This is a genomic window from Actinobaculum sp. 313, assembly GCF_003073475.1.
Classification (GTDB): domain Bacteria; phylum Actinomycetota; class Actinomycetes; order Actinomycetales; family Actinomycetaceae; genus Asp313.
In genome coordinates this window covers 133864-146737 of the sequence record NZ_CP029033.1, presented here as the reverse complement: position 1 = coordinate 146737, position 12874 = coordinate 133864, and the positions used below count along the sequence as shown (strand labels likewise).

At 62.0% G+C, this 12874-nt stretch carries 11 protein-coding genes; 5 read left to right on the top strand and 6 right to left on the bottom strand.

Going from position 1 to position 12874, the window contains the following annotated elements:
• The first annotated feature begins 51 nt into the window (after window positions 1–51).
• The 4 genes from DDD63_RS00555 to DDD63_RS00540 all read left to right on the top strand — a co-directional run bounded on the left by DDD63_RS00555 (window position 52) and on the right by DDD63_RS00540 (window position 2933).
• Window positions 52–738, top strand: a complete 687-nt coding sequence (locus DDD63_RS00555; RefSeq protein WP_125482374.1) for a hypothetical protein — start codon at window positions 52–54, stop codon at window positions 736–738.
• Window positions 739–1670: 932 nt separating this feature from the next.
• Window positions 1671–1991, top strand: coding sequence for a WXG100 family type VII secretion target (locus tag DDD63_RS00550; RefSeq protein ID WP_164505388.1), 321 nt, complete (start codon window positions 1671–1673; stop codon window positions 1989–1991).
• A 166-nt stretch (window positions 1992–2157) separates the two neighbouring features.
• A complete protein-coding gene (locus DDD63_RS00545) occupies window positions 2158–2439 on the top strand; it encodes a WXG100 family type VII secretion target (RefSeq protein WP_108714735.1) in 282 nt (93 codons plus the stop codon).
• An 86-nt stretch (window positions 2440–2525) separates the two neighbouring features.
• Window positions 2526–2933, top strand: coding sequence for a hypothetical protein (locus tag DDD63_RS00540; RefSeq protein WP_108714734.1), 408 nt, complete (start codon window positions 2526–2528; stop codon window positions 2931–2933).
• Between the two features lie 125 nt (window positions 2934–3058).
• Here the strand turns inward: DDD63_RS00540 and DDD63_RS00535 are convergent, their stop codons facing one another.
• The 4 genes from DDD63_RS00535 to DDD63_RS00520 form a co-directional block, all read right to left on the bottom strand.
• On the bottom strand, window positions 3059–4117 hold the full coding sequence (locus DDD63_RS00535; RefSeq protein WP_125482373.1) for an endonuclease/exonuclease/phosphatase family protein: 1059 nt from the start codon (window positions 4115–4117) through the stop codon (window positions 3059–3061).
• A 187-nt stretch (window positions 4118–4304) separates the two neighbouring features.
• Window positions 4305–5093, bottom strand: a complete 789-nt coding sequence (locus tag DDD63_RS00530; RefSeq protein WP_205647272.1) for a PIG-L family deacetylase — start codon at window positions 5091–5093, stop codon at window positions 4305–4307.
• Entirely contained in the window at window positions 5086–5634 is a 549-nt protein-coding gene (locus DDD63_RS00525; protein WP_164505387.1) for a glycosyltransferase, read from the bottom strand. Before DDD63_RS00525 ends, DDD63_RS00530 begins: the two co-directional genes overlap by 8 nt.
• Window positions 5544–6347 (bottom strand): glycosyltransferase, encoded by an 804-nt coding sequence (locus DDD63_RS00520; protein WP_164505386.1) that lies wholly within the window; start codon window positions 6345–6347, stop codon window positions 5544–5546. The genes DDD63_RS00525 and DDD63_RS00520 overlap by 91 nt, the downstream gene beginning before the upstream one ends.
• A gap of 132 nt (window positions 6348–6479) precedes the next feature.
• Here DDD63_RS00520 and DDD63_RS00515 point away from each other — a divergent pair, with 132 nt between their 5' ends.
• Window positions 6480–10883, top strand: a complete 4404-nt coding sequence (locus tag DDD63_RS00515) for a DUF3418 domain-containing protein (protein WP_240611304.1) — start codon at window positions 6480–6482, stop codon at window positions 10881–10883.
• Between the two features lie 111 nt (window positions 10884–10994).
• Here DDD63_RS00515 and DDD63_RS00510 read toward each other — a convergent pair whose 3' ends face one another.
• Both DDD63_RS00510 and DDD63_RS00505 read right to left on the bottom strand, forming a co-directional pair.
• Entirely contained in the window at window positions 10995–11531 is a 537-nt protein-coding gene (locus tag DDD63_RS00510; protein WP_108714729.1) for a hypothetical protein, read from the bottom strand.
• A 280-nt stretch (window positions 11532–11811) separates the two neighbouring features.
• A complete protein-coding gene (locus tag DDD63_RS00505; protein WP_108714728.1) occupies window positions 11812–12864 on the bottom strand; it encodes a DUF4352 domain-containing protein in 1053 nt (350 codons plus the stop codon).
• Window positions 12865–12874: the final 10 nt, after the last annotated feature.

Below are 12874 nucleotides of genomic sequence, written 5' to 3'. Positions count from 1 at the left end.
CCACCAGTACAGGCCACCAGTCACACACGACCGTCACACCGGGTACGAAGAATGGCCTACCGAACACAGCGACTTCACATGCTGCCAGGCGGGGTCTGCCTGGTTGGGGCCTGGGCAACCATCGGTGGCCTGATCATCATCGCCGTCGTGGTCGCCGGGGTCATGATCACCGGCAGACAGCACTCCGCGCCCACACCGACAGCCACTAGCGACAGTTCAACCGGCCCCGCTCCCACGCCGACCACCCCGGAGCCCACCGCGGTCTCGCCCACCTCCGGGGCGACGCAGATCGGGGACTGGAGTGTGGAAGTTGTAGAGTACAAGCCTGATGTGACCGAGTATTTGACCACCTACGACCCGCCCGTCGACATCGTCATCGAGGGTCACCGGTTCCTCGGTATCAAACTCCGCGTCACCAATACCGGCAACGAACAAGCCGACCCCTTCACCGAACTCGGAGAACGCCTCGACGGCTACACCAACGGACATAAACGACACGAACCGCGCTATCTCGATGTTGGAGTCAGCTATCGCGGAGACGGCTACCTCGTGAAAGTCCCATCGCTCTACCCCGGTGAGTCTGGGGAAGGCTGGCTGTTCTACGAAGTCGAAGGCGACTTCGAACTGACCACCATCGAAATGCAAGACATGCGCGACCCGAACAACGAGACACCATGGACCAGTGTCCCCTTCCCCGCACCAACAGAGACGACGTCAACACCAACCACCACCCCATAACCCCAACCCGACCCACCGTAACCTCGCGGCCACACCATGATCAGAAGTGCCCGCTACTAGTGAAGAGGAACGATAGCCTCCCGCACCCTGCAGGACCCAACCAGCCAGCCACAAACGAAGAACGATAACGACCGACAACACGGAGCAGAGCGGAGCCCCATGACCACCATGCCGTTCGTTGGTGTTGGCGGTTGAGGGGTTGGCGTGTTGTGGGCTGTGCCTGTTTCGATGCGTTGGCGGACGAGTTTGGGCAGGAGACGGACCGATGCACCGCGACGTGCTCGTTTCGGTGCGTGGGCGGGCCGCTGGGTCACTGGTGGCGGCGGTAGGTGACCCCTTGCTCTGTCTCTACGCGCGGGCGGAGTTACCCGGTCCGGTCTACCCTTGGACAGGTCGAGCAGGTCTGCCTCCGCGTGGGCGGCCCGATGAGACAAGTACGGTAATGACCGTTCATCGCGTAACTCGTCGAACTGGGCGTCTCGCAGGCCACGCCGGCGATCGTCTCGTGGATCGATACGCGACCGTCTTACTTGGTGGGATATTTGGGTGTGGTGTGGGTAACTCGTCGACGGTCATGCCCGCTAGTCGGCGTGGTACACGCCCGGTGGGTGGGCATGCCTGCCAAGGGGGACGGGCGTGTCGGGTTTCCGGCGTGGTAGCAACGATTCCGTGGCATGAGACCAGTATCCGGATGGTATCCCGGCCACCGTCCGGCTGTCGTGCCGGGTGGGGTGGCTAGCATGGGGTGGCTGGTGTTGTCAATGGGTATTGATACCCGCCCGGCAGGCTAGCGGGCCGGGCCGGGGCCTGGTTAGGGTGAGGAACACGTGACAGAACTCCCGCTCACCTCCGGGCCCGAGCAGGACGTCACAGCAACACAACATACTGGCAAAGCACGACACCAATGGATTATGTGAAGGAGTGTGTGGCCGTTGTCTATCAACACCAACCAGCTACGCGATGATGGTGCGATCCGGGAAGGCGCCCAACTCGTGGCCTCAGCTAAAGAAGAACTCACCGGTGAAATCTCCCGCCTAGAAAACGAAATCGCTGGCTGGGCCAGCGCCTGGAAAGGCTCGGGTGCTGCCGCGTTCATGAACTTCCAACAAAACTGGAACACGCGAGTGAGCAAACTCTACGCCGTGCTCGACGAGTTCTCCGCCAACCTGACCGGCACCGCCGCCCAAGTTGAAGACACCGAAGCCGACGTGTCCTCCTCCTGGGGAGAAATGCAAGGCCTCCTGGGCGGCTAACCCCCACCCCTCCCCATCCGGCCTGGCCTGGTGTGAGGCGGGGTCGGACTATACGAAACCAAACCACATACCACCGTGCCCCTGTCACCGGTTCCATTCCCACCGTCGTGGAGAGAGCCCGGCACAGATTCTCGGCACGAGTCGACCAAGGGAAGAAAACGAACCCATGATTCAAGTCAATTTTGAGGGACTACAGTCCGGCTCTTCGGGCATGTCCAGCTCGTACTCGCGTATCGATGACATCCTCAACAACCTCGAGTCCAAACTCAACGGTATCCGGGAACGCTGGGACGGCCACGCCCAAGCCGCCTACTCCGAAGCCCAAGCCCAATGGGACAAACTCGCCCAAGAACTCAACGACCTCCTGCGCATCGCCTCACAACGCGTAGCCGCCTCCGGCCAAAACTACCTCCAAACCGACCAAAGCGCAGCCAACCGCTTCCGCTAAACACCCCCACGTGTGGCCCCACCCCACCACCGGGGCCACACACCACCCCACACCCCACAAGCAACCAGCAAGAAACGAGACCAGCAATGGCAGACCTCGAACTCGACCCCGAGAAACTCACCGCCACCATGAGCTGGCTCGACGGCGTCGTCCACGAATTCAACGACCTACGCTCCTCTTACGAACAAGCACCCGCAGACGACTGGAGCATGCCCCGCCTCCAGTTCTACTCACCCAACCATGGCGAGACCAAAACAGACATCGACACCGCCCTGCGCGACACCGAACGCGACCTAACCAACGCACTCGACGCCCTCCACACCGCCGTCAACGCACTCAACGCCATCGACGAGGACACCGCCACCACCCTCAACCTCACCCCCGAAGCACTCCAAGCCTACCTCGACGAATGCCTCACCCGAATGGAACAAGGCGTCCGAGCAGGCGGAACCTACACCCCCATCCCAGACATCACCAACTACAAAGAAGACTAACCCGACAACCCGACGGAGATCCCGCCGCCCGTTGATCGGTAGCCGTCAGTGACTCTTGCAACCCGTCAGCCGCAACGCCGGTGTATCGCGCACTATCCACCCGTCCCTATCAATTGGCATCGTCTTTACCCAGCTGGGGTCAATCGCACCAGCAACCCACGGTGATCAGACCTACCGACGCTGACAACGGCACCTTCCGTGCCCTCATAACCGCCGCTGGTGAGCACACGATCAATCGGCGAGGAGAGCAATGCAGGCAGCCGACTCGGCCATGTCCCCAGCCCCGCTACCTTCGCCTGGGCACCCGCATCGGTGCACCTGACGGGCAGGCGCAGTGCCGCCTCGTGATCCGCAGTGGAATTGAAGTCGCCGGCGATGATGAGATTCGAATCCTCTTCGCACAGCCGATATACCGATTCGATCTCCGCCCGCCACGTCTCGATTTTCTCGGCAGAAGGCGCAATCGGATGAACAGCCATGAACGACGGCCCCTCACCATCTACCGGAACCGCGAGCACAGCGGGAGCCGTCGTGGTAGACGCATCTGCAAACGGAGTACTCGCCGCATACTCACCGAGCTCGGCCGACACCAGTAGCACCGTCGATTGGTAGTCGGAAGAGTACTCCGAGGTGTCCGTGTCAAAACGCTGGAACTCCAAACCGCGCGTTGCAAGCTCCTGCACCAATTCCGTACCGGCCTGCGTTGATGTTTCGGGCAGAGCGACGACGTCGACCCCATTCTCCTCGATCAGGTCCGCAAGCTCACTAACGCCGGTCGAACTTCCCAACGTGTTGTACTCCAGGACCGTAATCGACCCGTCACCCTTGGAAATACTGGTAATCCCCGGATCGGGCGCAAGGCTCTCTACATTGGAAATTCCCCGGCTGAAAAGCGTGGCAGCATGCAGGCCCGCAATGGCAACCAGTGCGAGCGCGAGGGTGAAGGCGATCCGGCCACGTCCCAGCATTACTCGGCGGATGACGCCGATAATCAAGAAGAATACCGCCGCGCCCACCAGTACGAGCGCGATCCAGCTACGTACGGCGACAACGGCCACCCACGGATACGTTAGACTCAGCTCCGCCACCTGCGGGATCATCGACGGGCGCACACTCGCCAAAGCCACCGCGGCAACCACTGCCGCGAGCACTCCCCACACGATCTTCATGGGCGTGATTCTCACAATTGCCTCCCTACTGCATACGCTCCCAGTGCTCAGGCGCAACTCAGGCCCAATGCTTAACACCGGGCTAGGGCCTTCACCACCCCGCAAGGTGACAGGCGTATTCCCACATCACCAGCCGTGGCGTTCATGCCATCGGCAAACTCGCAAGGCAATGGCACGTTCCAACGTCAGCAACAGCATCCTCCTATTCGGCCGCTACGAGCCGCACATGTGTGGAAATCTCCTGCACTTGCCCACCCACATGCACAATAACGCCGTCGCGCACGGTCAGTTGCGTGTGGTAGCACTCCAGAGCTGCGGTCACATCCGGTAGTAACTCCGGCAAGTCTACGAAATCGCCTTCCCTCGGCGCACCAGCATGGCGCCGCGCGTCGTCCACGCGCATATCGCCCGCCGCCTGATCGACCGACGCAACATCCGAAACAATCTCCAGCCGTTGCACTCCCGCAATGCGTGCGGCATCGCGGGTAATTTCGTAGGCTCTCACATGATCTGGATGGCCATAGGTTCCTCCGGCGTCATACCCGACGACGACGTCCGGCCGCACCTCCGCTAACAGGGCCACCAGATCCGCCGTCGCCTCGTCTCGTGGCGCACGCGTGAACGAATCCTCGTCGGCCTCATCGGCCGGGCCCGCCACCCCGGGCTTCACCCAGCGCATGCCAGAATCCTTGTAGTGGCGCGGCCTCTGCCCCTGCATACGGGCAGGGGGAGAACCGAGAAATACGTGCGCAATCGGAACGCCGTCGCCGGATAGTACCGCGAGCGCCGCGCGTATCTCCCCTATCCGCTGGGCGGAAAGCTCACTGGCATGGGCCGTTCCGGGAACCACCTCGCCGCGCTCTCCTCGTGTGCAGGTGACGACTGTGACCTGCACACCGGAACGTGCCCACGCCGCGAGCAGGGCACCGCTGGATAAAGTCTCATCGTCCGGATGCGCATGTACGACGACGGCCCGGCGAATCTCAGGCATAGAACTCCTCAACAACCTCGTCATACTCCTTCTCAAGCCCGTCGACCGCTCGCTGCCAGGACAGTGTCAGCGCACGTCGGCGCCCTGCCTGCCCGAGTCGAGCGGCATACTCCGGATCGGTCACGAGCGACTCGATCACCGCCGCCCAGGAAGCCGGATCGCGACCCGCTATCAACAGCCCGGTCTCTCCATCCAGAACAGCTTCCCGCAGCCCACTCACGTCGGAGGCAATGACAGGTACACCCGATGCAGCAGCCTCCAGTGCAATGAGACCAAATGTCTCCGTGTGGGATGGCACGAGAACGGCCAAGCTTCGGCGCAGCGTGCGCGCCAGGCATCCTCGGGCACACGCGCCTATGAAACGCACATTGTCCTGCACACCCAGCAGGGCAACACATTCCCGCAGTTCACTTTCGTATCCGGAATGGTCTTCCGCGGCCGTCCCTGAGATCACCAGGGTCGGGCGATGTGCCAACTCCACCTGTGCCAGTGCTTCAATGGCAAGATCGACACCCTTGAGTGGTTGAAGCCTGGCGGCCACCGCCAGGTAGGGACCCGTAGGTAACAGCTCATCGACGGGCAGCGCCCCAAGTACACCAGGGGGATCCTCAACCAGCGGGTGGAACAGGTCGCAGTCCACCCCGGCAATAGCACCGTCATCTGGGTGTTGCATGCTGCGTACCGTTCCGCGACGGCAGTAGCCTCGTACTGAGATACCGCGATCACCCTGTGCGCCAGCTGTGCAGCTCGCTCCTCGCCTGCAATACGTGCCGGACTCTCCGCAGGCTCGCCGTCGGCCAGCGTTGCGCCTACGGGGGCCGCAATGGAGTGGTAGGAGAACACAAGCGGAACGTTCGCGGCCAGAACGGTCTCTTCGGCCGCAAGCGCACTCATCCAATGGTGTGCATGAATAAGGTCCCATCGGCAGCGAGGTGCCACGCCATCCAGGCGCGCCAACACCCGCATGGCTCGGCTGAACTCCTGAACGAAGGCATCCAACTCGCCCTTCGGGTAGCGCCGCGGCTCGCCCGCCGGTAGGTAGTGCAGGCGCAACCGCGGCGCGATGTATTCAACCTCGGGCGATGACGTATCGGCGCGCCGGGTCAGAATCTCCACCTCGTGGCCACGTGCCGCCAACTCCTGGGCATGGTGCGCGATAACAACATTCATCCCACCCGCCTCACCAGTACCAAGCGGCTCGAACGGCGAGGTGTGGTATGACACCAACGCGATTCGTAAGGATCGTGCAGCCATAGGCATAAGTCTGGCACAACTGCAGCAGCCCGGCGCGCTGAGTGGAAGATGAACCGCTCACGAAATAACTGCCGACTGCCCCAACGTCGCCCGCTACAAACAACAGGCGTAACGTGGGAGAATAACACGGTCATGGCAGATCAGCATCCCGGAAAAAACGCCGACCGCGGTATCCGTCGCGATTCTCCGCAGGATCGCGCCGCACGCCCGGTGGGTCGCAACGGCATACCGCAACAATCGCCGCGCCAAGAGGAAACTCGCACCGAGAAGGGCGGCACCTCGGGCCACGATGGCACGCATACCCGTAGGGGCAACAAGCACTCCTCCCGCCGCAAACGCGGCAGCCAGTCGCACACACGCCGGGCATCGGGACCGCGCCCCCCGTTCCAGCCCTTTTCCGCCGAGCAACTCACGGCCCGCCAAGCGGCACGGCCCGCCATTAGCTACCCCGACCTTCCAGTTTCGGCACGCCGGGAGGAGATCGCCGCAGCCATCCGCGATCACCAGGTAGTCGTCGTCGCCGGCGAAACCGGCTCCGGAAAAACTACCCAATTGCCCAAAATCTGCCTTGAGCTGGGCCGCGGCATCACCGGGCTGATCGGGCATACGCAGCCGCGCCGAATCGCCGCCCGTTCCGTAGCGGAGCGCATCTGCGAGGAGTTGGATGTGCCTCTGGGCGGCCCCATCGGCTACCAGGTACGGTTCACGGAGGAAGTCTCCCCCACCACGCTCGTCAAACTGATGACCGATGGCATTCTGCTGGCGGAGATCCAATCAGATCCGGAACTGCGGCGTTACGACACCCTGATTATCGACGAAGCCCACGAGCGCTCCCTCAATATCGACTTCATTCTCGGATACCTCGCGCAACTGTTGCCACGACGCCCGGACCTGAAGGTGATTATCACCTCCGCCACCATTGATACCGAGCGATTCGCCGCCCATTTCGGAGCACATCGCTACGGAGGAAAACCGGGAGATACCGCGCCGGTCATAGAAGTATCCGGTCGTACATATCCCGTGGAGATACGCTACCGCCCTCTTACCGGTCAAGATGGCGGACCGTACGAATACGAGGAGACTCACGCCGCGGATAGGTTGGCCCCGTCTCAGCTGGCAACACACGACTCGCCCTTCGCGCCATCCGCGCCAGCTGGTCAGGCCAAGCCATTCGCCCGGTCGAGCACAGTCATCCCATCCGCCGCCCACGCAAAGCCGGAGACCCCGGGGCGCAGCGACGCCGTCGATCAGGTTACCGGCATCGTTGAGGCCTGCGATGAGCTCATGGCCGAGGGACCCGGCGATATCCTCGTTTTCCTTTCCGGAGAGGGCGAGATCCGTGATACGCACGCCGCACTGGCGGACGAGTTACGAGAACGCTACGTCGCTCCCGGCGGAACCTCAAACGTTCCCCAGGCCGTCGAGGTGCTTCCGCTTTTCGCGCGTCTCTCCGCTGCAGAGCAACACCGCATTTTCGCACCGCATCGGCACCGCCGCATTGTCTTGGCGACCAATATTGCCGAGACCTCGTTAACCGTGCCCGGTATCCGCTACGTCGTCGACCCGGGGACGGCCCGTATCTCGCGCTACTCCAACAAAACAAAAGTGCAACGCCTGCCCATTGAAGCCGTTTCACAGGCGAGTGCCAACCAGCGAGCCGGACGCTGTGGGCGTGTGGCGGACGGAATCTGCATCCGTCTGTACTCCCAGGAGGATTTCGCCGGCCGGGATGAATTCACCCAACCGGAAATCCAGCGCACCTCGCTCGCCTCGGTAATTCTCCAAATGGTTTCACTTGGACTCGGCGATATCAGCGGATTCCCCTTCATCGACCCGCCGGAGGCGCGTGCAGTACGCGCCGGCACCCAACTGCTGGAGGAAATCGGTGCCCTGGACACGCGCGGCGGAATGCGGCTGACTCGTATCGGCCGACAGTTGGCACGACTGCCGATTGACCCACGCCTCGGGCGCATGCTGCTGGAAGCAGAGCGTAACGGCTGTGCCAGCGAAGTACTGATCCTTGTTGCTGCACTATCCGTGCAGGACGTGCGTGAGCGACCGGCAGAGAAACGCCCGCAGGCCGACCAATTCCATGCGCGCTTCACCGCCCGTTCCTCTGATTTTCTCGCTTACCTCACGCTCTGGCGGTACCTGCACACGCAGCAACGCGAGCTTTCCGGTTCCGCCTTCCGGCGTATGTGCCGCGCCGAGTTCCTGAACTATCTGCGCTACCGGGAGTGGGCCGACGTCGTCGCGCAATTGCAACAGATGGCGCGCCCCCTCGGCCTCACCCTGCACAAGCTCGCGCTTCCTACACGGGCACAAATCCGGGCGGCACGCGACGCCGCATCCGGACCCGCTGCCGACGGCACCCCCACCTCCGCCGCCGTCGCAACAGCCTGCCGTGATCTGGGCCGTTCTACCGACACCCCGGAAGCCGCTGCAATCCACCGCTCACTACTGGTGGGACTGCTGTCAAACCTCGGATGCTATGACCAGCGAACTAAAGACTACGCGGGAGCTCGCGGCACCCATTTCGTGATCTGGCCGGGATCCGGCTTACATCGCCGCACACCGGAGTGGGTGATGGCCGCCGAGCTCGTGGAGACCTCACGCCTTTTCGCGCGAACCGTTGCCGCGATCGAGCCACACTGGATTGAGCCCCTGGCCAAACATCTGACAAAGCGGTCCTACTCCGAGCCATTCTGGTCGGCACGCAACGGTGCCGCCATGTGCAAGGAAAAGGTCACGCTTTATGGCATGACGCTGGTTGCCGACCGCCCCGTGTTGCTGGCCTCCCTGGGTACGGAATCGGCACGTGAACAGGCCCGCGAGATGTTCATCCATCACGGCCTGGTCGCGGGAGAGTGGCGAACGCACCACAAGTTCCTGCAACGCAACGCCGATGCCCTACGCGAAGCCGCGGAAATTGAAGAGAAGGTGCGCCACCGGGGCATTGTGGCCGATGAGGATACCCTCTCCTCCTTCTACGACGAACGCATTCCCCCCGAAGTCGTCTCCGGGCGGCATTTCGACTCCTGGTGGAAGAAGGCTCGGCAGGACGACCCACATTTGCTCGACTTCACCAGTGAACTACTGGTGGGAGATACCGATGCCAGCGATTCCGACTATCCCACCGCATGGGTACAGGGCGATCTGACCTTCCCCATCAGTTACTCCTACAACCCGGGAGCCTTTAATGACGGCATGACGGTTACCATTCCTGTTACGCTGCTTCCGCAGGTCTCCCCCGAGGGGTTCGACTGGCTCGTACCGGGAATGCGAGAGGAGCTCGTCAGAGGAACGATTAGGGCCCTACCCAAGCGGGTGCGGCGCCAATTGGTACCAGCACCGGACGTGGCCCGCGAAGTGCTGCGCCTGTTGGACACCAGCCTTCCCTACCGGCAGGCCTTCACATCCGCCGTACATCGCCTGCGCGGGGTGGAAATCAGCGCAGCAGACTGGCAGGAGACCGAACTTCCCTCCCATCTGCAGGTTCTTTTCCGAGTCCGTTCCGAGCGGGGAGCCGTTCTCGACGAAAGCACGAGCCTGGAGTATCTGCAACGGTCCCTCGCACCGCAAACCCATTCGGCCGTCGAATCCGTAGTCAAAGGCGCCGTCGCTCAGGCCCTCGACGAGGCGAAAAGGGGTCTGCCGGCGCCCGCAGGCAAAGCCGAATGGGATGAGGTCAACGATTGGCCCGAGGAGCAGATCCCCGCTTCGATGGAATCTGCCGGACCGGGAGGCATGACGGTGCGTGGATACCCCGCGCTCGTTGCACGCGGCCAGAAACTCAGCCTCGATGTTCTTGCGGATCCTGCCGACCAAGCCTACGAACACAGACGCGGGGTCTACCACTTGCTCGCCCGAAAGTTGGAGCTGCCAGAAGCACGTATCACGTCACGCTGGAACAGCACACAGTCGCTGGCGCTGGCCTCAAGCCCCTATCCGACGACCTCAGCGCTGGTCACGGATCTCCAACTGGCATCCGCACGTAATCTCCTCGATCAGTGGTGCGATGAGAACGACGTCGAGCCGGGCGAACTGCGGCAGCGTGCCCAGTGGGAGTCGCTATGTAGCTGGGCGCGTGATCGCCACGAGGATGAGGTACACCGGCTAGCACTGACGGTGGCAGAGATCTGCGCACAGTACGAACCGGTGGCGCGTTGGATCAAAGAGAGCCGCTCCCCGCTATTGTTAGCAACTCTGGCCGATATTCGCACACAGTTGAGCAACCTCGTTCCGGCAGGGTTCGTCAGTGCGACACCGCAGGAACAGCTTCCCCACCTGGTCCGCTATCTCAAAGCCGCCTATGCACGCATCCAGAAGGCCACCACTAATCCCTCTCGTGATGACTCCCTTGCCTGGCAGATTCAGGATGTCACCGAAAAGGTGGAATCGGCGCAGCTCGACCGCCGCACAAGGGAGCAACTTCGCTGGATGCTCGAGGAGTTCCGCGTCTCGCTTTTTGCGCAGGAACTGGGCACCCAGGGCAAAGTCTCAGCCAAACGAATCGAGAAACTACTGCGCGCCTAGCCATTGCTCTGTTTCTTCCGCGCCGTAGCAGCCGCTCGCTCGGTGCCGGCCCTTGGTGTTGGCCGCTGTGGATTCTTGGCTGCGTCATGCGGCTGGAGCCGGTATCACAACTTACCCGACCGTTGAAATCGGCGGTGTGGCCCGCGCAGGTATTGCGGTAGTGGGCACGGATACCGTAGGGGAAGGAAGCGGCGACGCCGCCGAGCCGCTGTCAGTTTCCTTGTTGCGATCCACAGCAAGCATCACCAATACGATGCACAAAACGATCACCGCCGCAATAAGCACCTTCAGGTCGCGGGGGTGAGTGCCCGGGGCCAGTTGTGTCAACGGATCAATTGTTTGCGACGACGTCGTCTCGTCCGCCCCGGCGGCTTTCTCTCCATCTGGTGCCGCAGCCGACGACGGCGCCATGCCGTCGATTGATGCGGAATGCGCCTGAGGAGCGTCGACTGGCTGTCGCGCAGCGGGTGGTTGATCCCCTATTGATGCGAGGTCTTCTTTGCCGTCCACTTCTTGAGGGCCGGTCCGAGCTCGTCCCCATAACCATTGCGGATACGTCGCTGACAGAACATCCTCGGCAGACGGTGGTGCATACGAATCCGATGCGCCGCGCGGCGCGAAGGTCGAGTCCGAATTGTCACTCGTCACCGCCGCGCTCCTTTTCCGCTCGCACGCCCACACCTGCTGGACCGAATCGCCTGTTCATCACGGGCTCTATCCCCCTCCCGAGCCGGTGTAATCGCCCCTCCAAGATTGCCCTCACCACGTTGTTTCATCGCTTGGATGGAGATCATCCACTTCGGATTCGGTGACTCCAGAAAGCGGCAGTGAACTCTGGCGAAGCACGATTTCTCTTACGTGCAAGAGCCAGTTTCACCTGCCTTGGCTCGTGGAGCACTCGTAACACTGCAAGGGCGCTGCACCACCGTCATGGAACGGCAATTCTCACGCGTTCCGAATCCCCGTGCGCCCACAGCTGCAGCTCTGCCGATTCAGGGCTGAAGTCCTGTGGAACGTCGAAGTACACCCAAGCTTCCGCTTCTTCACCTTGACTAAGTTCTCCTACAAGGATCAGCGCACCGTCACCCCAATATCCAAACCACGGATAGAGTTCTCCATCAGCGGTATAGAAATAGGGGCCTCCGAGATCACTGAATGGATCCATCGGTTCAGATCCAATGTTCTTTATCTTGAATTTCACACCGACAATCTTTTGACCTTCCGTCGGGCTGTCAAGCACCTTACTTGGGTCCTTCAAGACTTGCTCCGTTGCATCCGGGTTATACTCAACAGCTTCGAGGTTCAATGAGTTCACCCGCGCGGTATACTCATCAATCTTTTCAGCCACAGGAGTTGTTGAGGTCGGCGTTGGTGTTGTCGTATCTTCCGACGGCGTCGTCGAAAGACTGCTCGGCGATGATTCCGCCACGGCGCTCGGCGTCCGTGTCGGGTCAGCTTCCTTATCCCCGCCACCGAACACACCAGTGGCAAACAGAATCCCCACAACAACACCAACAGCAGCGACCGCCACCAAAACCCAGCCCCACACCGGGAACCCACGCCGACCCGAAGGACCAGAACCAAACACACCACCCACAAGCGGCTGCCCCGGCCCCACCGGACCACCCGGATAGGCACCAGCACCATACGAACCATAACCCGCGAACTGACCGGACGACGGCGCCTGACCGCCAGTCGCACCCGGATACGAACCCGCACCGCCACCAGCACCATACGAACCAGACTGACCATACGACCCCGGCTGGCCGCTCGGATACGAAGCCCCATATTGCCCCGGAGCAGCGGCCTGCCCGTACTGCGAACGCTGAGCCTGCGGCTGCGAACCCTGCGGAACCCACTGCCCCGGCTGCCCCGGCACCGCTGGCTGCTGCGGTGTGCCCTGCGGGCCTGTGGCCCGCTGACTCGGCGGGGCAAACCGCTGCGACTCCGGCCCACCGAACCCACCACTAGACTGACTCATCGCCACTCCA